Genomic DNA, 23584 nt, shown 5'->3' with positions numbered 1-23584 from the left:
TTAAGTTTCTTGTTTTTTACCGATAAATAAATTAGCTATTTTTACTAATATTTAGCCTATTGATTTAGCTTATTTTACCAGTTATACTCTCTTATGAGCGCCATTTCTCAGCAACCGATCGGACGGTCGAATATATTCTACGCCCTTTTGGACAAAGTGTCGGACGCAGCAGCGCTGGAAAAACCCGTTTTAATCCTTGGGGAGCGCGGAACCGGGAAAGAACTTATTGCCTCCAGGCTACATTTCTTGTCTCCGCGATGGGAGCAACCTTACATTCGGGTCAATTGCGCCGCTTTCACAGACGAGATGCTGGACAAGGAGCTTTTTGGTCAGTCCTTTTTAGATGGCCGGGAGGAAACTAACGGCCGTTTTTACGCTGCCGACACCGGCACCCTCTTTTTAGATAATATAGACCGAACAAGTTTACGGCTTCAGGAAAAACTCTTGCGCGCCATTGAATATGGGCAGTTTGAGGCTGGGCTCGAAACAGAAAGCCAAGAGGTAGATGTCCGCATCCTGACGGCCAGCGGACAAGACCTACGAGACGGCGTAAAGGCCGGGACATTTCAATCGGATTTACTGGACCGGCTTTCTTTCGACGTTGTTCACCTGCCCCCTCTGCGCATACGCCCCGAAGATGTTCAGCCCCTTTCCGATCTGTTCGGAAAACGGATAACGAGTGATTTGGGCGCAGACCGATTTCCCGGCTTTTCGCCAGAAGCGATGGCCTTCCTAGAGAACCAGCCCTGGCCGGGCAATGTGCGAGAGCTCAAAAATGTGGTAGAGCGCAGCGTAGCGGGCAGCTTTTTAAAAGACGAAAGTTTGACCCAACCCGTCGCCGACCTTCAGATGGATCCATTTATAGGTCCGGACTGGGCCATAGCGCTTAATTCGAGTAGTAATTCTGCGTCGGACGCAGTTCATGCACCAAATACTTCTAGTATAATTGACAACACCCACAAACCCGGTCCCGAAGCAGGATTTGAAAAACGGGTTTTCACCTTTGAACGACGCTTAATTGATGAGGCTCTGTCTTTGAACGACCACCATCAAGGCAAGGCTGCAGATTATCTCGACCTGACCTATCATCAATTCAGAGGCCTTTTACGGAAGCATGGCTTGAAAAAATAGGATTTCAAACACCGCCAAACTCAAAAGAACGAAATTGAGAAAACACACCGCGCCGGGTTGCTTTTTAAGCTAAAACCGGGACACCCACAGATATGTCTACACAGAACGACTTACTTATTGCCATCAGACAAATCACACGGGCCATTGATATGAGCTCAAAACGATTGGTGAAATCAGCCGGGCTTACGGCGCCGCAGTTTCTTGTTTTGCAGACTCTCTCCGCCCGCGAACCCAAGAAACCTTCTGATATCGCGAAAGAAGTTTACCTCTCCCAAGCTACCGTCACCTCCATTGTCGATAGACTGTCCAAGGCGGAGCTGGTCAGGCGCGAAAAAAGCGAGACTGACCGCCGCGTCATCAATATCTATTTAACAACCGAGGGTGAAGGCCGTCTGAAAAATGCGCCACCCCTTTTACAGGAAAATTTCACTAAGCAATTTGAGGGTCTAGATCGTTGGGAGCAGACGCTACTTTTATCATCATTGCAGCGCCTGGCAGCAATGATGAATGCAGAGGAGATTGATGCCGCCCCTATTTTAGAAGTCGGCGACCTCACTCAAGACATTTAACTGGAAGACGCATTTACACTAGCTGAGTCTTCCGGACTATCCCACTGGAGGTGATGCTCCTCCAGACGGACAAGATTGTCTTTGCCGACAATCGTCCCCCGAGTCTTGTACCCAAGCAACTGCTCTGGAGGCATATTCATATTTCGAGTGAGCACCATTGTTTCTTCAGAAGAGAAATTACTCAAACCGCGGGCAATCTCTTCACCGTCCTCGCTATAAATGTGAATGACGTCACCTTTTACGTAAGGCCCCTGAATCGACTGCACATGCTCGCGAAGAATAGACATCTTTTCCTTCTCAAAGGCGTCAACAATATCTGACGAAACAACGATACTCCCGGCCATTTGCAGCCGGTCCGTAAGCCACGCCGCCCAAGCAGAGGCAGGTTCCGTATGAGCTAAGCAGCGCGTATGCTCCCGCTTGTTAAACAAGACAGAGGACACAGGGCTATCATGCTCACCATTGGCGATAAGGGTCACGCAACCTGCATTTTGCGCCATATTGGCTGCCTGCATCTTGGTCAGCATCCCGCCGGAGCCTAGGTCGCTGGTCCCGGTAGTGACAGCCAGATACTGACTCACGTCTTCAACCTCCTCGACAAGTTTTGCCCCCGGCTCTTCCGGGTTTTTGTCATATAGACCATCAATGCATGTGAGAATGACCAAATGGTCGGCCTGCACCATCTGCGCGACCTTGGCGGCCAAACGGTCATTATCCCCCACTCGAATTTCTTCGGTGGTGATAGAGTCGTTTTCATTCACAATCGGAATGACTTCAGCATCTAGCAGACGATCAATTGTGTTCTTCGTGTTCAAGAAACGCTTGCGCTCCTCCATGTCCCGGAGCGTGACCAGGACCTGAGCGATATCAAACCTATATTCAGTTCCGACTTGTTTATACGCGTTCAGCAGAAGCGGCATACCACACGCTGCGGCAGCTTGCTTATCGCGAAGTCCCGCCGTCTCAGGCGTTTCGCCAATCATTTTAAGACCAAGAGCCACAGAACCGGACGAACAAAGAATGATGTCATAGCCTTGATCCCGCAAGAGTCTGAAATCCTCCAAGAGCCTTTGAATAAAAGCCCATCGTGGAGTTAAAAGATCCGGGTTCGCGAGCAGGCTTGACCCTACTTTTACAACGATGCGTTTACTTATGGGCAAATGCGCCTCCTTATTTTTCTGTGCGATTTAAACTAACGCACAAAAATATGAATTAGTTCGAACACAAATGACTTTGTGTTATATTTATAGCTCTAAATTTCTAGCCTCAAATATTTGAGCTTAAGAATTGTAGCCCTTCATTTACAGCGAATGACGTATATTTTGTTTGAACACAAATAATATCGCCCCTATATAATTTCAATGGTTACTAAACAGACATCTCATAAAGTATTAATGGTAGGTTGCGGCAAAATGGGCGGTGCCTTACTGGAACAGTGGATCAAGTCGGATAAGCTCGACTTTACGGTTGTGGACCCCATGGCCGAGAGCTTGCCTGAGGGCGCGCGGCTGCTCAAAGACCAAGATGCGTTGAAAAACGAAATGTTCGATTTAATCATCGTTGCCATCAAACCACAACTCATCGAAAAAGTCCTCCCCTCTTATTCAAAACGTTTGAATAAAGACGGGCTGGTCTTATCTATGGCAGCCGGATTTTCCGCGACAGGTCTTGGAGAAGTCATGGAGACGGATCGCATTGCGCGTATTATGCCGAACCTTCCTTCTATGATCGGGAAAGGCGTTGCCGGTCTTTTCGCGATGGAGAATGTGTCCCAAACTTACCGCGACCTTCTGGAAGATATGATGGAGCTTGCCGGCACGAGCGTTTGGGTCGACAGTGAGGACGGCCTTGACCGCATTACCGCCGTGGCTGGAAGCGGCCCCGGTTATGTCTTCGAATTCGCCAGGACTTACGTCGAAGCCGCCGAGTCCTTGGGTTTCTCTAATGAACAGGCCCGCGACCTAGTTTTGGGAACAATTCTTGGAACAATTGAGATGGCTCAAGGTTCTAATGAGACGCTGGAAACTTTACGCAATAATGTGACGAGCAAAAACGGGACGACCGAAGCCGGGCTTAACGCCCTGAACCAAGACGGTACTGTGACAAGGAAGTTAAAAGAGACTGTCGACGCCGCCTATAATCGCGCAGTTGAACTTAGATAGAATAACCTGCCTAAACTTAATTCCGATAATTTTTAAACAGGACATTTTTAATGACGACCACGAATATTGACGTGACAGAACATATTAATAGGCTTGGACAACAAGCTAAAAAAGCCGCTATGGCCCTTTCACTTGCCTCTACCAAGCAAAAAAACGAAGCCCTTAAACAATCTGCGGCCGCGCTACGCGCCCGGATGAGTGACCTACTCGCCGCTAATAAAAAAGACGTGGAGAGCGTCGCAGGCAAAAAACCTGACTCTTTTATTGATCGACTCAAACTCACCGAAGACCGCATTGAGGGCATAGCAAGTGCTCTGGAACAAATCGCGGAGCTACCTGATCCTGTCGGACGCAGGCTCGCAAATTTTGACCGCCCAAATGGTTTAAATATTGAACGCGTCGCCGTTCCCATTGGCGTGATCGGAATGATTTACGAATCTCGGCCAAATGTCGGCGCGGATGCCAGCGCGCTCTGCCTTAAATCCGGGAACGCCGTGATTTTACGCGGCGGATCTGAAAGCCTGAATTCTACAGCTATCATTGTCGAGGCTATGCAAACTGGACTGGCCAAAGCAGGCCTCCCTGAACATGTGGTACAAACTGTCGGCACCACTGACCGAGACGCCGTCACAGCACTTTTACAGGCGGATGAATATGTCGACTTGGTCATTCCGCGCGGCGGGCGGGGCCTGGTCGAACTTGTACGCAACGAATCAAAAGTCCCGACACTTCTGCATCTAGACGGGAATTGCCACAGCTACATCCACAAAGATGCGGACATCGCAAAAGCCATTGAAATCGTCAATAACGCCAAATTGCGCCGCACGGGCGTTTGCGGCGCGACGGAGAGCATCGTTATTGACCGCTCCATTGCCAAAGACGTTATCCCGAAGCTGATCGACAAGATGCAGGGCTGCGAACTTCGCGGCGATGAAGAATCTGTCAAAATCGACTCTCGCCTTAAAGCCGCGACGGAAGAAGATTGGTCAACAGAATATCTCGATACGATTGCCTCCATCAAGCTGGTGGATGACGCCAATGAGGCTATCCGCTGGGTTTCTGAGCATTCATCAGGCCACACAGACGCGATTATCACCGAAGACAACGCAACGGCAGAGAATTTCCTTCGCGCGATAGACAGCGCGGTCGTCATGCATAACGCCTCTACGCAATTCTCTGATGGCGGTGAATTCGGTATGGGCGCAGAGATCGGGATTGCGACGGGTAAAATGCACGCCCGGGGGCCTGTGGGTCTCGAGCAATTGACAAGCTTCAAATATCTTGTTCATGGTAGTGGGCAGACGCGTCCGTAATATCTTGCGATTTTATCGTCCGCGCATAATTGAATTTTAGAGGCTGGGTTACTTCATATGGGAATTGAATTTTACGAGATGATCTCGCTTGGGGCCTATTTCGTCCTAATGATGGCGATCGGATTATACGCCTATAAAAATTCAACCAGTGACGTTTCGGAATATATGCTGGGTGGACGGAAGCTCCATCCGGCCGTGGGGGCTCTGTCTGCCGGCGCCTCGGATATGAGCGGGTGGATGCTGATGGGGCTGCCCGGCGCCGTCTATGTCGGCGGCATTAGCGCTGCCTGGATTGCGGTAGGCCTGACCATCGGGGCGTATTTAAATTATAAATTCCTGGCGCCGCGTCTTCGTCTTTATACGGAAATGGCGAATGATTCGATTACCATTCCAGACTTTTTCGAGAACCGATTTAATGACAAATCCCATGCGCTCCGTATTATCTCCGCCCTTGTTATTGTTATTTTCTTCACGCTCTATACCTCTGCCGGCATTGTGGCGGGCGGTAAATTATTCGAGAGCGCCTTTGGCCTGAATTATTTCTACGGACTCTTCCTCACGGCAGGCGTTGTCCTTGCCTATACCGTCATTGGCGGTTTTCTGGCGGTTAGCCTAACGGACTTCGTTCAGGGCTGTATCATGTTCCTGGCCCTGATTATGGTGCCTATTATCGCCTTTTTCAGTATTGGCGGACTAAGCGGGGCAGAGGCCAGTATCGCACAGGCAGGCCCGGCCATTAATATGGACGGCTCGTCGGGACCGGCGCGGGATCAATTCTTCTCCTGGTGGACGGATGATATGACCTTCCTCGGCCTCATATCTCTTTTGTCCTGGGGGCTGGGATATTTCGGTCAGCCGCATATTATTGTCCGGTTCATGGCCATTCGCACGGTTAAGGATATCGCTATTGCCCGCTGGATTGGCATGACGTGGATGACGATTGCCGTCATTGGCGCCGTGCTGGTTGGTTATATGGGCGTCGCTTATGTCCAGGAAAATAACCTGCAGGAAACGCTGCTCGACCCCGAGACGATTTTCATTCTGCTGAGCCAAGTGCTCTTCCACCCGCTGATTTCCGGCTTCCTGCTGGCGGCGATTTTGGCGGCGATTATGAGTACCATCTCCTCTCAGCTTCTGGTCTCTTCCAGCTCTCTGACCGAAGATCTCTACAAGACCTTTGCCCGCCGAAATGCGAGCCAGAAAGAATTGGTTCTGGTCGGACGGGTCGCGACGATCCTCGTCTCGCTCGTGGCGATTATGCTCGCCTTTGATCGCTCCAGCAATATTCTCTCCCTTGTGTCCAACGCCTGGGCCGGATTTGGCGCCGCCTTTGGCCCGGTCCTGCTGCTCAGCCTTTACTGGCGCGGCATGACCCGGGACGGCGCGCTGGCCGGAATGATTGCCGGCGCGGTAACGGTGCTCCTCTGGCTCTATCTGCCGGTCGAGATTGGCGGACAAAGCCTGTCGGCGAACCTCTATGAAATCGTGCCCGGCTTTATCATTGCGAGCGTCGCGGCGGTGCTGGTCAGTCTCTATGGCCGCGACGTCAAACCCAAGGTCGAGCTCGGCTTTGTTGAGATGGAAGACACGCTCGAGGACGAATTAAATCCGTCTGCCTAACGGCGCGTCCCCTTAAATTATCAAAGCCGGAGGCGAAAGCGTCCGGCTTTTTTAATGCTTACGCCTCTTCCGGTTTCGGATTTTTCAATCGCCGCTTGGTCAGATGCGAGGGCGGACCCTTTTCGCCGCTGGCCATTTCCCCGCGCATATAGAGACGCTGCCATTTTTCAGCCACAGCCTTGCCTTCGCGTTTTTCAAGGCGTTCCAGAAACTCCGACCGCGAGCTCTGCCAATCCTTGAAATCGCGTTTGAGTTTAAAGTCCGACTCCATATCCTTGATCCGCGGCTGAATGGACTCCAGCTCGTGATGCGGGATCAATGTGATAAAACAGAACGGCTCGCCCTTTTTAAAACTCACCTTCCCCGGCGCGGTCATTTGCCAGTTCATGGTGAAGGGATAGGGCAGCCAATCCGTCTCGACGAGGGCCGAGAGCGGCCCGATGCCGTGTTTCGGCTGATTGGGCGGCCCGCTACAGAGCACGGCCCAGCCCGGCGGCGTGCGGAAAAGATGTCCGGTGTAAAAGGTGATGATGCCCATAGTAAAATGCGACAGAGCGAACCCCTTGATCATGTCGGGCGGCCCATTGCCCGTGACCTTGAGCGCGTCGGCGCTCGGCCCGCCATCCCATTCCAGCGTGACGTCAAAGGGGCAGAGCAATTCCCACCCGGTCGAATTGGCCATGGTCAGCGGCAGGCAGCGATAGGCATGGCGATCGGGAAACCCGTCCATCCACGCCCGCCGCGACCGCCCGGCAATAATTTCCGGCGCGGGGTCCATGATCTTGTAACAATCCAGAAATAGCTCGCTCATAATCCGTCCTTTTGCTTTAAATGTTATCAGACCATTTCATCATGATAAGTCAACAACCCATCCGCACGACGCCCCGCAAAGCGGGGTTAGTAAGGATGCCACCAACTTTTCTTATTCCTTCGTCACACCGACGCAGGCCAACCCTGCCCGGTGCAAGTGCCTTAGGCTTGGCGTCTTGATCCTTAGAAGACGTTTTTCGCTGAACCGACAAGGTACTTATACCGGGTATGAGCCTAAGCGACATGAAATGTCGCGACGCGATTGCCGAGGGTCGCGTCGGTATGACATGGGTGAGGATCGCCCACTTTTCCTGTCATTCCGGGGCGCGAAGCGAACCCGGAAGATCGAGAGGTTGGGAGCCTCTGCCAGTGAATTTCACAACCTCTCGGCCTTGCCCCTTGTGGGTACGCAGAGCGCCCGCATCTGCGGCCTATCGGCCTTGTGCGGAATGACAGAAAATAAAAGTATGAATCGCCCACGCTTTTCCTCCCACTCGCAATCCAGTGCGGAGCCTTCTCACGGTTTCCATTAAAATAGGACAGCCCGCGGGGTCGGCCCCCTGCCGGAGACCGAATATAGATAACGTTTCGCAAAGGCCCGAGCCCCGCGGCAGCGATTGGAACCGGAACGGCCTCTTACATGGCTCCCACAGTCACGCCGGGACGAAGCCGTTTGCAGCTTCTGGGCGCGGTAGGCAGGCTAACGCGTTCTCGGTGGCCCGGCACAGTCCGCCCGCGTCAACAGGCAGATGCTCAACCTCGCCGTCCCCCGAACCAGTGATGACGTCTCACCTGTCCTGTGCCCGGAAGAACAATTTTAGTTTGGCCGAGACAGACATCGATCTAGTGAATCGATGTCCGGCCCGAACCAAAATTGCAAAGCCGAAGCACCGCTTCGACTAAACAACTTAATAAATATAAGGGCAAAATCGAAAGTGCGGATTAGAAAAGTACTTTAAGAGGAAAAACAATGCGTAAGAAGTATTTCTGATCAGGATGAATCCACAAGTCAGGAGCTTTTTGCTAGCTCTCTCGAGACGAAACGAAAAAATTATTGCCTTACCCGATACCTTGCTTCAATGTCTCTTAGAACATTCAGAGGCTGTATGACTATAAGCATTGGTGAGGCTGTATGACTATAAGCATTGGTACCGTGAGCTTGGTTCGCCAAGGAAAACATCAATTCTATTCATTTACAATGGAAAGCGATATTCTTTCCAGAACTTGTTTCGTTGTGAATAGAGAAGAAGACCCTGAGGAAGGCTTTCAACGCGAGCTTGATAAAAATAGAGCTAGTGAGATCGCAAATTACATTGATCAAGGGCTCGGAACTGTTCCAAGCTCAATAATTTTATCGGCGCAAGAAGACGCTAACTTGGAATACAATTCGCGTTCAAAATCTATAACTTTTAGAGATATAAAAAAAGCATTTCTTATAATCGATGGGCAACATAGAGTATTTGGGTTTCGCCTCGCCAAAAAGGCATTTCGGGTTCCGGTGATAGTTTATCATAATTTATCTAAAACCGATGAAAGCCGCCTATTTATAGATATAAACTCTAAACAGAAAGGTGTCCCGCCAGAATTACTCCTAGATATAAAAAGAATGGCGGAGTATGAGAACGATCTCGAAAGTTTCTTACGAGAGATATTCGACGCCTTGAAAGAAGACCAAGACGGTATTCTCTATAATAGATTGTCACCCGCGAAAAAATCACAAGGCAAAATAACAAGAACCACTTTTAATCAAGCCACTAAAAATTTAGTTTCAATATTTGGCGATAAAACGCCTGACGAGGTTGCCGTAATCCTTCGAAATTATCTAAATGCATTTTATGAAGTTGTGCTAACCACTGAAAAAACAAAAGACAAGTTTTTCAAACCGCAAGTATTCAGAGCGATTTGTGGGTTCTTTTTGAGTGTCGCGGCTAACCTAAAAAATAAGTATGGGGCGATTTATACCGAAGCAAACTTCAGAAACATTCTGATGCCCGTAAGTGGAGCAGTTAGACTTTCAAAAATAAATGAAACAACTACCGCCTACAAACCACTTCTTGAGCATTTTGAAAGCACGTTAAACTCTGGTTTTACTCTTTAACATCCATGACAGCAGACGAGTTATTTCTCCTTTCGTCTCTATCTAGGCTGAGCGCCTTCACGGTCACAGAGAAAGAAAAACAGTTTGGAATAAACGGATGGTTAGCGAACAAAAATTATAAAATCAGAATCGAAGACGGCGAACCAATACTTTCTGAAACCCAGGATGATCTAGACATAGTTTTCGCCAACGAGATAGCGCGTCTAGGAAGCGCTAGTATAGAAACCATATCTTTAATTCGTAACCATAAATACATATCCGGAGCAGCGCCATGGGGCTTAATTAAACTATATTACGCGTCTTTTTTTGCTGCCAATAGTACGCTGCGCTTGTTTGGGCAATCCTGTACATATTTAAGTTCTGGTGCGATTCTCGAATATCAAAAAATGAGGAATATTTACGGTATTGTAGAGGAGGACATCTTGCGCAGCAAATCACTTTACCATGTTTCGTCACCCTCAAAATCCGAGGTTTCATTCGCTAGGCTAAAGGAATCCCATCAAGATACCTGGAAAACATATGTAAATTTACTTAAAGAACTGCCTCTCAAAGTTAATCAGTCAAATGGTTCCAATCAAACCAAAGCATCACTTATCGCACACCTAGACAGCATCCAAAGGCACGTCGAAAATAGGAGGGACGGACAGAGAAACGCTGGTTGGATGTCGACGTTTCGTAATGATGTGAACTACAAACAGGAGTATGGAATCTGGCACCCTAGTAAAAAAAACGCAAAAAGTTTTCACTCGCATTTAATTGGTCGATTAAATACTTTTTTGAAGTCTTCATCCAGCGCAAGTGCTGTAAATACAGATTTAGACTATATGGTAGAAAGTGCTCTTTTGGTAATTCAATTATTCTTCAACGTATTAAATTTTAACGTGGACAGAGTTAAAGAACCAACAGCAAACCTGAGTAGGCTAAAAAGGCAACTTAATGAAGCAAAGCTAATTCAGTCATAGTAGCCCAAAGCTCTGTCTTATATCTTTTGTCTCTGGCCCCAAACTTTAAACAACCTTTTATATTTCCTGCCTTTGGACGCCGCCCTACTCCCGCCTAAGCACCCCTTCCGTCACCGCGCTTCCGACCTTTCCCGCCTTGAACCGCGCTTTCACGTCAGCCTGATCATAGACCCCCTCGACCCAGTCCATGAAGTCTATCGGGGTGTGTTCGTTATAGGCGAGATACTCTTCGAAGAAGAAGTCGAGCATGCCTGTCTTGCCCTGTTTGATATGGCCGTATTTCAGGTCGAGCTGATGGACGGCTTCGGCGATGGTGTCGCCCATCACAAAATGCCGATAGAGAACGGCCATCATTCCCGCGCGGTCGGCGCCGGATTTACAGTGCATCAGGGCGGGGTAGTCTATGCGCCCAAAGAGGTCGCGCGCGCCTTTGAGCCGGGTGACGCTATGGACGTCGCGGCTATACATTCGAAAATCGATGAGGCGGATGCCGTGTTTTTCGCAGGCTTCGCGTTCCAGCCAGTAAAAGCCTTTCGGGCTTTCCCCGCGTAGGTTGATGATGGTTTTTATTCCCATCTCGGCGAGCTTGGCCACGCGCTTGGCATTTGGCTGCACGGCGCGGTGCATGCCGCCGCCGATATGATGGTGGTTATGGAGCCAAAGCCGCAGAAATCCGTGATCGCCCCAGAGCGCTTCGCGATTAGCGCGTTTTCTATCAGCCCGATTGTTGAGATTTAACGCCATATGACCTAAGCCGAAAAAGAAAACGATATGTCGCACTTAACAGGAGGGATGCGCGTGTTCAAACGCTTGATGCGCTCATCTGCTGTTGCGGCCCTGATCGGGGGGCTGGTGGCGGCCTATATGGTGGTCGTAAAATACACCACAAGGTGGGAGGTCGAGCACGCCGCGCGCGCCGAGTCGATCATTTCCGGCGGGGAAGGCCTCATTGCGCTGACCTGGCATTCGCGGTTTTTAATGCTCAATTCCGCGTGGAAACGGTCTTACGCTCTGCCGCATGTTCTGATTTCGCGCTCGCGCGACGGGGCGATTGTGGCGCAGACTTGCCGATTTTTGGGGCTTCGCTCTATTCGCGGCTCGAGCAAAAAAGCCGGGAGCGACCGGGCAAAAGGGGGCGCGCAGGCCAGCCGTGATATTCTCAGTGCGATAGAGCGCGGCGGCTGTATCGTCATCACGCCGGACGGGCCGCGCGGGCCCCGGCAAAGGCTGAGCGAAGGGCCGCTGCGCCTGGCCAAGATGACGGGCGCGCCGATATTGCCGTGCCTGTTCGCGGTGAAATCCCGCAAGCAATTTAACAGCTGGGACCGCTTTGTCCTGCCTCTGCCGTTCGGGCGGGGCAAAATTGTCTGGGGCAGCCCTGTGACCGTTGGGCCAGACGCCGACGAGGCCGAGATAGAGCGCCTTCGCCTCGGCATAGAAACAGAAATGAACCAGCTTCTCGCCGGGGCGGATCGTGATTTGGGGCATATGCCTGTGGAGCCTGCCCCCCGAAAGTTAGACCCATGACCGCGCGGCTTTATGCGCTGTTGATGCGGGGGCTGTCGCTGTTCCTGCCGCTCTGGCTCCGGCGGCGCGCGCGGGCGGGCAAGGAAGACGCAAGGCGCCTGTCAGAGCGCTATGGTCGGACAGAGCGAAAGCGCCCCAAGGGGGAGCTCATCTGGATGCACGGCGCCTCTGTCGGAGAGACGACGATGATGCTGCCTTTGATCCGCCGCCTGCTCGAGACGCCGGGGCGGTCCGTCTTGGTGACCAGCGGGACGGTGACCTCTGCTGAGCTCATGGCGAAGAAACTGCCCCAGCGCGCGTTCCATCAATACGCGCCGTTCGACGCGCCGCAAATGGTGGCGCGGTTTTTGGCGCATTGGCAGCCCGATCTGGCCGTCTGGGCGGAGTCGGAAATCTGGCCGAACCTCGTCCTGCAAACACATAAGGCGGGCATCCCCATGGCGCTCATTAATGGGCGGATGGGGGCGCATTCGATTGAGGGCTGGGCGAAGCGGGAGGCGTTTGCGAAGCAGGTCTTTGGCTGTTTTGACCAAATTCTGCCCGCCGACGCGCCCACCGCGCAAGGGCTGTCGCAATTTGTGGACGCGCCTCTCTCTTCTGTCGGCAATCTGAAATATGACGCGCCGACGCTGAGCTTTGACGCGGCGGAGCGCGGCGCGCTTAAGTCACATATTGGAGACCGCCCGGTCTGGGTCGCGGCGAGTGTCCACGCCGAGGAAATGGACGTCTTCATCCAGGCGCAGAAAGAGATTGGCAAAGACGCGCTTCTTGTGCTCGTTCCCCGCCACCCAAGTGATGCCAGCTCGCGCATGCTCCTCGGCGCGCATCCGACCCTCAACTTTGCGCAGCGTTCTAAAAGACAAAAACCAAGCGCGAAGACGGATATCTATCTATGCGATACACTGGGCGAAATGGGGTTGGCTTATGCGCTAGGCGATGTCGCGGTTGTCGGCGGGTCCTTTTCGCCGGAGCTGATGGGGCATAATCCGCTGGAACCTGTGCGGCTGTCCGTCCCGACCCTGACAGGGCCGCATTACACAAGTTTCGAAGAAGTTTACGCACCCTATCTTCAATCCGGCGCGATTAAAGTGGTTGAAGACGGGGGCCACCTTGCCCAAATAGTCAAAACTATGTTCACCGACACACACACAGCTACAGAAATGACCAAGCGGGCCAGCGCGATCGCCGCGAAAATGTCCGGCAGTCTGGACATCACCCACCGCGCGCTTGAGGAGCTGCTCTGATGCAGCCGCCGGATTTCTGGAACCACCGCCACGGACGCGACGCCGCCCCGCTGATCCGCACGCTGCTCTCGCCCCTGTCCTGGCTGTATACCAAAGGCGTGCGGCGGCGGTTCAAAACCACGCAGAGCTATGATGTCGGCATTCCCGTTATCTGTGTCGGAAACGCCACGATGGGCGGAACGGGCAAGACGCCGGTCGTGATTTACCTGCTCCAGAGTCTGCGCCGAATGCAATTAAATGCGGTAGGGCTGACCCGCGGATATGGCGGGCAGCTGAAAGGCCCCATCCCCGTGCATGAACGCCACACTTCCAAAGATGTCGGCGACGAACCGCTTCTGCTCGCCCGTCACGGCCCTGTCTGGGTATCCGAAGGCCGAGATGACGGCGCCAGAGCGGCGCGAAGTCACGGCGCGCAATTAATTGTCATGGATGACGGCCACCAAAACCCGCAGCTTACAAAAACGCTTTCCCTGTTAGTTGTCGATGCAGAAACCGGATTTGGCAATGGCTGCGTTTTCCCGGCTGGGCCCTTGCGCGAGCCCCTGAAAGACGCCCTCGCGCGAACCGATGCGGTTATCTTGATGAAGCCGACCCCGGATTACGAAATAGACGATCATCTGGCTGAACAGCTTAAGGGCCAAGTCGTGATACCGGCCTATCTCGCTCCGCAAAGTGAACCCCCTCGTGGTAAACTTTACGCCTTTGCGGGAATAGGACGACCCAATAAATTTTTCGATGCGCTGCGACGGCATGGCGGGGAAATTGTCGAAGAAGTGCCTTTCGCCGACCATCATCCCTATGACGATGCCGATATTGAAAGCCTCTTTCTGCTCGCAAGCGAATATGATGCCTCACTGGTGACGACAGAAAAAGATCATGTCCGCCTGCCCCAAGGTTACCGCAAAGGCATTCACGCCTGGCCCGTTAAAGTGGTCTTTGAAGACGAACTTACCATTCGCCGATTGCTCCACCCTATCATCCGCGCCGCAACTTGATGCCTGTCTCGTTCGGGCAAAAACTGATGTGGCGATTAGAAGCCTTCGCCTATGATGTGGTCAGCTTTTTTCTAAACTTATTTCCGTTCTCTTGGATATCAAAGACGGGGGGATGGGTTGTCAAAAAAATCGGCCCGCTCACCTCGAAACAGAAAATTGCCAAGACGGGCCTTCAAATCGCTTTCCCGAATATGCCGGATGAGGAATTAAACAACCTGCTGCGCGCTCAATGGGATAATGTCGGGCGAACGTTTGCTGAATTTCCCCTCCTCCACCGAATTAAAGCTTTTGACGGCTCTCGCGTCACGGTGGAGGGTCTAGATATACTCAAGGGGAATGCCCCGGCGATTATTGTCACCGGACATTTCGCGAATTGGGAAGTTATGGCGACCGTTCTGACGCAATCCGGGCTGCCCGTGCGGATCACCTATCGCAAGATAAATAACCCCCATATTGACCGACGCGTGCGCGAAAAACGCGAAGCTTATGGCACAAAATTCCTGGTCCAGAAATCCACTCATAGAGGGGGGCGGGAATTATTTGAAGCGCTTAATAACGGCGAGAGCATCGCTATATTAAACGATCAGAAATTCAATACGGGGCTATCTATTCCCTTTTTCGGAACGGAAGCCATGACCGCGCAGGGGGCAACGCGGCTCGCCCTTAAAACCGGACGCCCCCTCCTGCCTATGGCGGTGACGCGGGACGGATCGGATTTCACGGTAACTTTTTATTCTCCGATAGAGTTGACGAGGACAGGCGATAAAGACAATGATGTAAGAAACGGCGTGACGAGGGTCTCAAAGTTTATTGAAGACCGCGTCCGCGAAAAACCTGCTCAGTGGTTTTGGGTGCACAGACGTTGGCCAAAAAAACATTATCGGCCAGAGACATAAATTTGGGGAGTTAGAAATGCGTCATTATTTATTACCGCTCGCGGTTATGTTGGCAGGATGCGGCGCCAAAGCGCAGGATCAAAACCAGGTAAAGTCTAAATTTTCGGCTTCGAATGACAGCGCTGTCTTATTTGCCGATGCCAATCCAATTTATGTCAATCAACACGGATTTTCGCCTGAGAGCCATAAGCTCGCCTTTTACCGGGGCGAATTGGACAGCCCCGCGGCCTGGTCGCTCCATAATGAAAACGGGGACGTCGTGCTGGACGGCGTGACCGAGCCCGTCGGCTATTCCGAAACGGCGCAGCAACATCTGAATAAAATCGATTTTTCCGACTTCAATACGCCCGGAGACGGATATTATCTGACCGTTCGTGGCACAAATAGTCCCGACTTCGACATTGCGAAAGACCTCTATCAATCCCTGAAATATGACGCGCTCGCCTATTTCTATCACGCCCGCGCCGGGGTGCCGATTGAAACGCCTTATGTCGCCGAGGAACATACCCGCCCCGCCGGGCATAGAAATGAAGTCGTCACCTGCTTTAAGGGCGAAGACCTCTGGGGGACGAAGTGGCCGGGATGTGATTATAAATTGGACGTGACGGGCGGGTGGTATGATGCGGGCGATCACGGCAAATATGTCGTCAATGCCGGCATTTCGACTTGGACGCTGCTTAATGCCTATGAGCAATTCGGCGAAAGTTTTGCCGATGGTCAGGTCAATATTCCCGAAGCCGGAAACGGCGTGAACGACCTGCTCGACGAGGCGCGATATAACATCGAATGGATGCTTTCCATGCAGGTGCCGCACGGCACAACGATGAAATTGCCTATCGGAAAGCAAGAAGCCGGAGAGCCTTTAAAACTCACTGAAGTGAACGCCTCCGGCATGGTGCACCACAAGGTCCATGACGAACATTGGACAGGCAACATTATGCCGCATGAGGATGAGGAAACGCGCTATCTCTATCCGCCAAGTACGGGGGCGACATTAAATCTCGCCGCTATTGGGGCGCAATGCGCGCGGATTTGGCGGGAGATTGATCCTGAGTTTTCGCAGCAGTGTTTTGAAAGCGCAACGAGAGCCCTCAACGCAACTCAAGAAAACCCAAATATTTTCGGGTATAGCAATTTCGATGGGGGCGGACCTTACGGGGATAGTGACTTCCTAGACGAGAAAAAATGGGCCCTATACGAGTATAGTCTCACCAATCAAGTCCTTGGGGCTGACTCGGAAGCTGTTCTACCTGCGCCAAGTAATAATCTAACGGCTCCAGGGTTTAACAACACAGAGCTGTTAGCTTTACTCTCAACTCGTCAAACCAACCCCGTCTCTGAAGATGCAATAATCTCTTCGGCCGATAATTTCCTGTTAGACACGGCACAGGAAAAACTCCACTTCCCCTATTATTCGGAAAGATATCATTGGGGCAGTAATTCCGCGCTGACCAATCGCGCTATTGTTCTCGGCACGGCCTATCAATTGACGGGTGAGCAAAAATATCGCGACGGGGTCGTGGATTTGATGGATTACCTGCTGGGGCGAAACCCGACGGGCTATAGCTATATCACGGGCTATGGCGATAAGCCTTACAAGAACCCGCATCACCGGTTCTGGGCCAAATCTGAAATTTCAGATCGCCCTGCCCCGCCGGCAGGCGTCCTCTCCGGCGGGCCGAATAATGACAATATGAGCGACCCGGTGGCAGAAACTATTCAAGGGCGTTGCGCGGCGCAGACCTGCTATGTCGATGACCACGGCGCGTGGACATTGAACGAGGTGACAATTAATTGGAATGCGCCATTAGTCTGGATGGCGGCTTTCCTTGATGCGACGGAGCCATAGTCCGGTCAGCATTTTATCCGGGGGATGAAATGCAGAATTATGGCGAAGTCGCCTGGCGTCGGAAGCGACGGGTTTCAATCTTTCCCGTCATTACCCGACTGCGGTGGAGGGGTGAGCCAAACCTTCTCCTTCTCCCATGGGGTAGAAGGTGTCACGAAGTGACGGATGAGGGGCTGGGGTGTTACAGGGGACGAGCGCTATCGCATTTAGAGTTTTGGAGCCCCTCACCCGCCCTTCGGGCACCCTCTCCCCATGGGAGAGGGAGTAACAATTAATTCGAAAAACGCTTTATTCTACTAGAAGAACGATCTCATGATTTAACACTAAGCCGTTTTCCGGCCTTTCGTCGCGTCCCATTCGTCAAACTCATGCGCTATGCAGCGTTCAATTAATTTCCGCCAGACGGGTTCAGCGATATCGGCGGACAGGCCCTGCGCTTTTGCTTCGGTCAAAACTTTGGCGACCACGTCTTCAATCCGCGCTTCGTCATAAACAGCGTCGCGAGTTTTTTTGATACGAGCGGCGGCGTGCATATAGCCCTGGCGAATAACCAGAAGGCGCACGAGTTCGCGGTCAAGACTATCTACGCCCTTGCGGACATCCGTCATGGTCTGGCATTCATCAGGGAGCGGCGCGGCCGGATGGGGATCAGATTTTATCGGCGACATAATCAATCAGCTTTCTGAAGGCCATTCCGTGAGGAGTTCCGGATCGAGATTACGATTGCGCCATTTCAAACGCCAGCACAAATGCGGCCCCGTTGAGCGGCCTTTTGTCCCCACGGTCGCAACCTGTTCGCCTTGCTTCACATGCTGTCCGTCTTCGACAACGATATCTTCCATATGAAGATAATAGCTGATCAGGCCCTGACCATGATCAATCAGCAGGAGCGAGCCTTCGAAATACATGTCTTCATCCGCCATGGAGACGATGCCGTCCGCGGGCGCGACAATGGGCGTGCCTTTCGGCGCGGCGAGGTCTACGCCGTAATGCGGCCGCTTCGGCACGCCGTTTAGAATACGCTGCGCGCCGAAATTCGTAGTTTTGATATAATCAGCCTGGATCGGATAGATAAATCCATCTTTAAATCCGATTTCCTCCTGGCGAGAGGCAAAGCCAATTTTTTTACGGGCGGTGGCGGCGCGTATACGTTTTAATTCTTCTTCGGTATATTCATTGACCATATTGGACGGCAGGCCGTCGATTTTTGAGGTGTCATAGTCGCGGGGAGACAGATCGAAACTGACCCGCTCGCCCGCATATTCGACGAAATTATCGCTCTCGTCGCGGTCAAAGCCGACAAAGAGAACGCCGTTGTCGTCCGCATTTTCGAAATAGAAATCGTCTTCGCCGCGCGCAATTTTGACTTTCGCATTTGGCTCGGTCCGGCAGACGATAAGCCCGCCCTGCTGCGCCATGCCGGAGCAGGCGATCGAGGGAGTTTGGGGTGTGGAGGTTTGGGAGGAAACAGGAGCTGAAGCCATAAGAGCTGCCATTGCGAAAATCGTCAATATACTCTTCTCCCCGCTTGCGGGGGGAAGTGGCTGGAGCGAAGCGGAAGTCGATGGGGGGAGATTTTCAAATGAAGAGCCGAAACGAGAGTTGCCCCCCATCCCCTGCTTTGCAGGGACTTCCCCCCGCAGGCGGGGAGAAGAGAACCGTAACCGCCTTAACAATTTCATCGCCATCACGCATTCGCCTTTTTATGGGCTTCGAGGCTTGCGGCCGCGTCTTTATAGGCTTCCTGACGGTCATCATTCCAGTAATGCAGGCGCTCCAACGGGATTTTCTCGCCTGTAATCGCACAGACGACAAACGCGCCCGGCTTCATTATTGTGAAATCCGAAGAGCCGTAATGGAGCTGCGCTTCGCCTTGGTTTTGGAAAAAACTATTCATGAGAGCGCTATAACGGGTTGCGGCGCGAAAGCGAAGAGGGAATGGCGGTTAGAATAGGTCGCCTTGCGGGGTTTCGGGCTTCGGGGTTTTGGTCTGTTTTTTCGGTTTAGCTTTCAGAGTCGTCCCACCTGCAATCACGGCAGCTCTCTCGCCATCTGCAAAGGTCAGACTAACCCCCTGCCCGGCGCTGACAGAATCTTTGCTGCGGACGACGTGGCCTTTATCATCTTGAACTAAGGCGTAGCCGCGATCGAGCACGCCCTGATAGCTGTAAGCATCAAGAAGTTTCGCGGCGCGGTCGAGGCGATTTGATTGCGCGTCCAATTGGCGTCTTATGGCTTGCTCCGCCGATTTTTCCATCCGGATGATTGTTTCCCCTTGGCGGGTCAGCGTTTCCTTGGCGCGGGAATGGGTAAAGCGCATGGCCGCCCGGAGCGCTTTGTCGCGTTCTGCGAGGCGTTCAGCGGCGCGGGAGAGAATCTGCGTCATGCTCGGCAGGCGCTGCAAGGCAAGCGCGTTTTTTTGTGGCTCATATAGGCGCTGCGGGGACGGCAGGCGCGCCGCGGCCAGATCCAGACGCTGCTGAGCGGGAGCGAGCACGGTGTCGAGTCGCGGCAAGCGGGCCGCGCGCAATCTGTTTTCGCGCTCCAACACAGAGCGCCGGAGGCCGCGCCCCAATCTCAGCCCGTAATCGGCCAGGGTTTCCAGCCAGTCCGCTAAAACCGGGACGGCCACTTCGGCGGCGCCGGTCGGCGTAGGGGCGCGGTAATCGGCGACATAGTCAATCAGCGTCCAGTCGGTTTCGTGCCCGACCGCCGAAATCAGAGGAATGTTGGAGCTGGCCGCCGCACGGGCGACAATTTCTTCGTTAAAGCACCAGAGGTCTTCCATGGACCCGCCGCCGCGCGCGACGATCAGAACATCAGGTTTCGGAAAGCCCTCTGCATGGTTGAAGCCTGTAATGGCCGAGGCGATCTGCTCGGCGGCTTTGTCGCCCTGGACGAGAACAGGCCAGACCAGAACGTGGCTCGGAAAACGGTCAGAAATGCGGTGCAGAATATCGCGGATCACAGCGCCTGTTTGCGACGTCACCACGCCAATGGTTTTCGGCATGAACGGCAGCGGCACCTTTCGGCCTTCATCAAACAGGCCTTCGGCGGCGAGCGCTTTTTTACGCTTTTCATAGAGCGCCATGAGCGCCCCGGCCCCGGCCAATTCCATCTTATCGACAATGAGCTGATAGTTCGACCGACCGGGATAGGTGGAGAGCTTGCCTTCGCAGACCACTTCCATGCCTTCTTCGGGCCGCATGGACAGACGCCCCATGACGCCTTTCCAGATGATGGAATTAATCACCGCCTTGTCATCCTTGACGTCCAGATAGCAATGTCCGGAGCGGGCAATGGTGACGCGCCCCAACTCCCCGCGCACGCGGACATGGCCATATTGCTCTTCAATACTGCGCTTGAGCGAGAAAGCGAGTTCGGAAACAGTAAATTCGGGCGTATTGTCAGACATAATTCACGAAGGATTAGAATGGATTTGAACGAGTGTATAGGGTAGGTGACACGCGAAAAGAGGTATCATTATGAACGTATTACTTATCGGATCCGGCGCGCGTGAACATGCTCTGGCCTGGAAACTGGTGCAAAGCCCGATTGTGACCGAGCTAACCTGCGCGCCCGGAAATGCGGGTATCGCCGAGGTCGCCAATATTGTGGACATTGCCGCCGATGATGTGACGGGCCTGCTCGCGCTCATCCAGCGGGACGGATATGATTTCGTCGTCGTCGGCCCCGAGCAGCCTCTCGCTCTTGGCCTCGTCGATGAACTCCAGAAACGCGGCGTCAAAGTCTTTGGCCCGACCCAGTCGGCGGCGCAGCTCGAATCCTCCAAATCCTTCACCAAGGAATTCTGCAAACGCTATAATATTCCCACCGCGGATTACGGCGTCTTTACCGATCTGGCGGACGCAAAAACCTATCTGAAAACCATGCGCGCGCCTTACGTGCTCAAAGCCGACGGCCTCGCGGCGGGCAAAGGCGTGGTCATTCCCGAAACGCTGAGCGAGGCGGAAGCCGAGCTGGAAGAGTTTTTCTCGGGCAAATTCGGCGACGCCTCGACCAAGGTCGTGATCGAAGAATTCATGACCGGGCAGGAGGCAAGCTTCTTTGCCATTTCCGACGGTAAAAACGCCCTACCCCTAATTGCGGCGCAAGACCATAAACGCGCCTATGACGGCGATAAGGGTCCGAATACCGGCGGAATGGGGGCTTACTCCCCGGCCCCGGTCTTTGATGACGCCGCGCTGAAAACCGTGATGGAAAAAATTATTCAGCCTACGGTTCACGGTATGGCCAAGGACGGCAATCCCTTTATCGGCGTATTATTTGCCGGATTGATGATGACCCCGGATGGGCCGAAATTAATTGAATATAATGCCCGCTTCGGAGACCCGGAATGTCAGGTCATGATGCGCCGCCTGCAAAGCGATTTGATGGAGATTTTCATCGCGGCGGAAAACGGCACACTGGACGCGCTGGGCGCGCCCGCCTGGTTTGACGAACCCGTCGTCAATGTCGTTCTCGCCGCCAAAGGCTACCCCGGAAAATATAAGAAAGGCACGCCAATTAACGGACTGGACCACGCGAATGAAACGGACGGCGTCGTCATCTTTCACGCCGGCACGAAACGCGACGGCGCGCAGTTGCAAGCCTCAGGCGGACGCGTCCTCTCTGTCACAGCCCAGGCTCCGACCCTGAAAGAGGCGGTGGATAAAGCCTATGACGTCATTGATACGAAAATAGACTGGGAAGACGGGTTTTGCCGGAGGGATATTGCGTATCGGGCGCTGTAGGGGGGTAACTATTTGCTGTTTGTGAAGGAGTAAAGCGTCAGGCTATCATCCGAAATGGGGATTTGCGGACATCCCGCCAGTTGCCCTATTAATTTAATTTAGCCATCGAACTAATGCCATCGCCTGCGATCTACTCGTTTGACCGTTGCTTCGTGCCAGGGCGATTCAAATGCGTTAAATCGCCTTTAACGACGGTAGCCGCAATAATCGCGGCGCATCCCAATAAAACAGTGTCAATGACCCAGGCCATATTATCGATAATTTGATTATTTAATAAGACATGTATTATGACGAGAAAGACAAGGCTAGCCGCGGTTAAACTGCGTAAGACTTTAGCGCCTTTAATCGGTGTAGACATCAAGAAAGCTGGTGCGAACGACAACACGGTTACAGCCACCCAAATTTGGACGGCAGGCAAAGTGGGCATAATTAGGTATGCAATTCCAACCAGCGCGTAACTAAGTGGCTGCCCCCACACGCACGCGATCCAAGCCCGGTGCCATCCTTTCACGGGTTTTCCTTGAGCCTCTCGGCGGGCCACCCAAATTGTTACGCCGCTAGCCGTAATAAATGTTAGAGCCAGCCCCAACAAGACATATGCTATTTTGAGAAAACCTGCAGCCCAACCTGAACCGAACCAGCCAAAATGCAATGGACCTAAAGATCCGATGATTTGCGCGCCTAGTGCACCGTCAGAAAACCCGCGACTTCCAAGAAGCTCACCATCAGCGGAAAAAGTATAGCGGTCTGTAACCGTCAAATCATTTGGTTTGTCCAAATCAATTTGGATGTATTGTCCTACAGTTCCTGGGTATCTAATTCCTAAGCGAGCTACGCCATCGCCCGGGTATTTTGCCAACAGGCTTTCAACAACAGGGAGGACGTCCGGTAGCGGTGCTAATGTCTGATTAACCTCTGGCGTAGGAGCCGAGACAATGCCGCGGGCTTTTTCCATATCACCATCAAAAGCGGCTAAGGCTAAAATTCCTAATATAGCAATGGATAGGCCCAAAATTGCGCCTGTCAAAGAGACAATAATATGAAAGGGAAGCCCCCAAACACTCAGGCGGTTATGCAGGTCTGCTTCTTCAAGGCGTTTCGAGCCCCCACGGCGAAAACGGAAAGCATCTCTGAAAATTCTTGGATGTGACAGAACGCCCGACCAAATCGAGGACAGCAAAGCAATCCCGATTAGGCCGACAATAAGTAGGCCTATAGTCTCTGGTAGGTGCAGATATAAGTGCAAATGCTTTAGAAAATGCTCCGGACCGTCAAATCGTTGACGCACGAGTTCACCTTGCGCATCGGCACTCCAAATTTCTTCTTGGCCTGTTTCGAAATCCGCCATCCGGACAATTAAGTTTGGCGTGCCATCCGAGGAGGTTGTCACAACCACATAGCCATCGATCCCGGTTTCCTGCGCTCGTGCCGCGCCGTTACCAAGCGCTTGTACTATAGTCGCAGGAGCGGGAGATGTGATAATCGTCGCTTGGGGGTTTTCCCAGCGTCCAATCTCGTGTGCGAGGACGAGGATCGTTCCGGTCAGACAAATTATATAAATCAGGGCAGCGAAAACTAGGCCGAGCGCGGAGTGTCCCGCTAGCATGGCAGCGACAAAACGCGGGGGAACTTTTGGCCAGATAGATTGGCTCAT

At 52.6% G+C, this 23584-nt stretch carries 21 protein-coding genes; 13 read left to right on the top strand and 8 right to left on the bottom strand.

Going from position 1 to position 23584, the window contains the following annotated elements; translation table 11 throughout:
- Window positions 1-93: 93 nt before the first annotated feature.
- Together ACNA05_RS05410 and ACNA05_RS05405 are read left to right on the top strand one after the other, a co-directional pair.
- Window positions 94-1131, top strand: a complete 1038-nt coding sequence (locus ACNA05_RS05410) for a sigma 54-interacting transcriptional regulator (RefSeq protein WP_415810385.1) — start codon at window positions 94-96, stop codon at window positions 1129-1131.
- 92 nt (window positions 1132-1223) lie between these two features.
- On the top strand, window positions 1224-1700 hold the full coding sequence (locus ACNA05_RS05405; RefSeq protein ID WP_415810384.1) for a MarR family winged helix-turn-helix transcriptional regulator: 477 nt from the start codon (window positions 1224-1226) through the stop codon (window positions 1698-1700).
- On the opposite strand, the gene proB is transcribed toward ACNA05_RS05405, so the two are convergent.
- Window positions 1697-2860, bottom strand: a complete 1164-nt coding sequence (gene proB, locus ACNA05_RS05400) for a glutamate 5-kinase (protein ID WP_415810383.1) — start codon at window positions 2858-2860, stop codon at window positions 1697-1699. The two genes, ACNA05_RS05405 and proB, sit on opposite strands and share 4 nt — an antisense overlap.
- Before the next feature lie 201 nt (window positions 2861-3061).
- Here proB and proC point away from each other — a divergent pair, with 201 nt between their 5' ends.
- Genes proC through putP form a run of 3 tightly spaced genes read left to right on the top strand, consistent with a single transcriptional unit; the run spans window position 3062 to window position 6795 of the window.
- A complete protein-coding gene (proC, locus tag ACNA05_RS05395; protein ID WP_415810382.1) occupies window positions 3062-3862 on the top strand; it encodes a pyrroline-5-carboxylate reductase in 801 nt (266 codons plus the stop codon).
- A gap of 50 nt (window positions 3863-3912) precedes the next feature.
- On the top strand, window positions 3913-5175 hold the full coding sequence (locus ACNA05_RS05390; protein ID WP_415810381.1) for a glutamate-5-semialdehyde dehydrogenase: 1263 nt from the start codon (window positions 3913-3915) through the stop codon (window positions 5173-5175).
- A gap of 57 nt (window positions 5176-5232) precedes the next feature.
- A complete protein-coding gene (putP, locus tag ACNA05_RS05385) occupies window positions 5233-6795 on the top strand; it encodes a sodium/proline symporter PutP (RefSeq protein WP_415810380.1) in 1563 nt (520 codons plus the stop codon).
- 58 nt (window positions 6796-6853) lie between these two features.
- Here the strand turns inward: putP and ACNA05_RS05380 are convergent, their stop codons facing one another.
- Window positions 6854-7606, bottom strand: a complete 753-nt coding sequence (locus ACNA05_RS05380; protein WP_415810379.1) for a DUF6065 family protein — start codon at window positions 7604-7606, stop codon at window positions 6854-6856.
- A gap of 1131 nt (window positions 7607-8737) precedes the next feature.
- On the opposite strand from ACNA05_RS05380, the gene ACNA05_RS05375 reads away from it, so the two are divergent.
- On the top strand, window positions 8738-9703 hold the full coding sequence (locus ACNA05_RS05375; RefSeq protein ID WP_415810378.1) for a DGQHR domain-containing protein: 966 nt from the start codon (window positions 8738-8740) through the stop codon (window positions 9701-9703).
- Window positions 9704-9708: 5 nt separating this feature from the next.
- Window positions 9709-10665, top strand: a complete 957-nt coding sequence (locus ACNA05_RS05370) for a hypothetical protein (protein ID WP_415810377.1) — start codon at window positions 9709-9711, stop codon at window positions 10663-10665.
- A gap of 84 nt (window positions 10666-10749) precedes the next feature.
- On the opposite strand, the gene ACNA05_RS05365 is transcribed toward ACNA05_RS05370, so the two are convergent.
- Entirely contained in the window at window positions 10750-11409 is a 660-nt protein-coding gene (locus ACNA05_RS05365) for a fused DSP-PTPase phosphatase/NAD kinase-like protein (RefSeq protein WP_415810376.1), read from the bottom strand.
- Between the two features lie 27 nt (window positions 11410-11436).
- Between ACNA05_RS05365 and ACNA05_RS05360 the strand changes: the two genes are divergently transcribed.
- The 5 genes from ACNA05_RS05360 to ACNA05_RS05340 are packed head-to-tail and all read left to right on the top strand — an operon-like array spanning window position 11437 to window position 17176.
- The gene (locus ACNA05_RS05360) at window positions 11437-12192 is read left to right on the top strand and encodes a lysophospholipid acyltransferase family protein (protein ID WP_415810375.1); all 756 of its coding nucleotides are present in this window, start codon (window positions 11437-11439) and stop codon (window positions 12190-12192) included.
- Window positions 12189-13436 carry a 3-deoxy-D-manno-octulosonic acid transferase gene (locus ACNA05_RS05355; RefSeq protein ID WP_415810374.1) on the top strand — a complete coding sequence of 416 codons (1248 nt, stop codon included), beginning with the start codon at window positions 12189-12191 and terminating at the stop codon, window positions 13434-13436. Before ACNA05_RS05360 ends, ACNA05_RS05355 begins: the two co-directional genes overlap by 4 nt.
- Window positions 13436-14431 carry a tetraacyldisaccharide 4'-kinase gene (gene lpxK, locus ACNA05_RS05350; RefSeq protein ID WP_415810373.1) on the top strand — a complete coding sequence of 332 codons (996 nt, stop codon included), beginning with the start codon at window positions 13436-13438 and terminating at the stop codon, window positions 14429-14431. The genes ACNA05_RS05355 and lpxK overlap by 1 nt, the downstream gene beginning before the upstream one ends.
- Before the next feature lie 26 nt (window positions 14432-14457).
- Entirely contained in the window at window positions 14458-15327 is an 870-nt protein-coding gene (locus tag ACNA05_RS05345; RefSeq protein ID WP_415810372.1) for a lysophospholipid acyltransferase family protein, read from the top strand.
- Between the two features lie 16 nt (window positions 15328-15343).
- Window positions 15344-17176 (top strand): glycoside hydrolase family 9 protein, encoded by a 1833-nt coding sequence (locus ACNA05_RS05340; protein WP_415810371.1) that lies wholly within the window; start codon window positions 15344-15346, stop codon window positions 17174-17176.
- A 323-nt stretch (window positions 17177-17499) separates the two neighbouring features.
- Here ACNA05_RS05340 and ACNA05_RS05335 read toward each other — a convergent pair whose 3' ends face one another.
- The 4 genes from ACNA05_RS05335 to xseA form a co-directional block, all read right to left on the bottom strand.
- Window positions 17500-17844, bottom strand: coding sequence for a chorismate mutase (locus tag ACNA05_RS05335; protein ID WP_415810370.1), 345 nt, complete (start codon window positions 17842-17844; stop codon window positions 17500-17502).
- 6 nt (window positions 17845-17850) lie between these two features.
- Window positions 17851-18660, bottom strand: coding sequence for a M23 family metallopeptidase (locus ACNA05_RS05330; protein ID WP_415810369.1), 810 nt, complete (start codon window positions 18658-18660; stop codon window positions 17851-17853).
- A gap of 203 nt (window positions 18661-18863) precedes the next feature.
- Window positions 18864-19073 carry a DUF2093 domain-containing protein gene (locus tag ACNA05_RS05325; RefSeq protein WP_415810368.1) on the bottom strand — a complete coding sequence of 70 codons (210 nt, stop codon included), beginning with the start codon at window positions 19071-19073 and terminating at the stop codon, window positions 18864-18866.
- Between the two features lie 48 nt (window positions 19074-19121).
- Entirely contained in the window at window positions 19122-20591 is a 1470-nt protein-coding gene (gene xseA / locus ACNA05_RS05320) for an exodeoxyribonuclease VII large subunit (protein WP_415810367.1), read from the bottom strand.
- Between the two features lie 70 nt (window positions 20592-20661).
- Between xseA and purD the strand changes: the two genes are divergently transcribed.
- On the top strand, window positions 20662-21930 hold the full coding sequence (gene purD / locus ACNA05_RS05315) for a phosphoribosylamine--glycine ligase (protein WP_415810366.1): 1269 nt from the start codon (window positions 20662-20664) through the stop codon (window positions 21928-21930).
- A 130-nt stretch (window positions 21931-22060) separates the two neighbouring features.
- Here purD and ACNA05_RS05310 read toward each other — a convergent pair whose 3' ends face one another.
- Window positions 22061-23584, bottom strand: a complete 1524-nt coding sequence (locus tag ACNA05_RS05310) for a PepSY-associated TM helix domain-containing protein (protein ID WP_415810365.1) — start codon at window positions 23582-23584, stop codon at window positions 22061-22063.

This window comes from Litorimonas haliclonae (assembly GCF_965138505.1).
Lineage (GTDB): Bacteria > Pseudomonadota > Alphaproteobacteria > Caulobacterales > Maricaulaceae > Litorimonas > Litorimonas haliclonae.
This window is presented reverse-complemented; position numbering and strand designations above follow the sequence as displayed.

Coding starts and splice junctions, on each gene's coding strand:
- xseA (WP_415810367.1), bottom strand. CDS start 20,591: ATGTCTGACAATACGCCCGAATTTACTGTTTCCGAACTCGCTTTCTCG.
- ACNA05_RS05355 (WP_415810374.1), top strand. CDS start 12,189: ATGACCGCGCGGCTTTATGCGCTGTTGATGCGGGGGCTGTCGCTGTTC.
- proC (WP_415810382.1), top strand. CDS start 3,062: ATGGTTACTAAACAGACATCTCATAAAGTATTAATGGTAGGTTGCGGC.
- putP (WP_415810380.1), top strand. CDS start 5,233: ATGGGAATTGAATTTTACGAGATGATCTCGCTTGGGGCCTATTTCGTC.
- purD (WP_415810366.1), top strand. CDS start 20,662: ATGAACGTATTACTTATCGGATCCGGCGCGCGTGAACATGCTCTGGCC.
- ACNA05_RS05330 (WP_415810369.1), bottom strand. CDS start 18,660: ATGGCTTCAGCTCCTGTTTCCTCCCAAACCTCCACACCCCAAACTCCC.
- ACNA05_RS05410 (WP_415810385.1), top strand. CDS start 94: ATGAGCGCCATTTCTCAGCAACCGATCGGACGGTCGAATATATTCTAC.
- ACNA05_RS05390 (WP_415810381.1), top strand. CDS start 3,913: ATGACGACCACGAATATTGACGTGACAGAACATATTAATAGGCTTGGA.
- ACNA05_RS05380 (WP_415810379.1), bottom strand. CDS start 7,606: ATGAGCGAGCTATTTCTGGATTGTTACAAGATCATGGACCCCGCGCCG.
- ACNA05_RS05370 (WP_415810377.1), top strand. CDS start 9,709: ATGACAGCAGACGAGTTATTTCTCCTTTCGTCTCTATCTAGGCTGAGC.
- ACNA05_RS05325 (WP_415810368.1), bottom strand. CDS start 19,073: ATGAATAGTTTTTTCCAAAACCAAGGCGAAGCGCAGCTCCATTACGGC.
- ACNA05_RS05405 (WP_415810384.1), top strand. CDS start 1,224: ATGTCTACACAGAACGACTTACTTATTGCCATCAGACAAATCACACGG.
- ACNA05_RS05360 (WP_415810375.1), top strand. CDS start 11,437: ATGTCGCACTTAACAGGAGGGATGCGCGTGTTCAAACGCTTGATGCGC.
- ACNA05_RS05310 (WP_415810365.1), bottom strand. CDS start 23,584: ATGAGCCAATCTATCTGGCCAAAAGTTCCCCCGCGTTTTGTCGCTGCC.
- ACNA05_RS05335 (WP_415810370.1), bottom strand. CDS start 17,844: ATGTCGCCGATAAAATCTGATCCCCATCCGGCCGCGCCGCTCCCTGAT.
- ACNA05_RS05375 (WP_415810378.1), top strand. CDS start 8,738: ATGACTATAAGCATTGGTACCGTGAGCTTGGTTCGCCAAGGAAAACAT.
- lpxK (WP_415810373.1), top strand. CDS start 13,436: ATGCAGCCGCCGGATTTCTGGAACCACCGCCACGGACGCGACGCCGCC.
- ACNA05_RS05345 (WP_415810372.1), top strand. CDS start 14,458: ATGTGGCGATTAGAAGCCTTCGCCTATGATGTGGTCAGCTTTTTTCTA.
- ACNA05_RS05340 (WP_415810371.1), top strand. CDS start 15,344: ATGCGTCATTATTTATTACCGCTCGCGGTTATGTTGGCAGGATGCGGC.
- ACNA05_RS05365 (WP_415810376.1), bottom strand. CDS start 11,409: ATGGCGTTAAATCTCAACAATCGGGCTGATAGAAAACGCGCTAATCGC.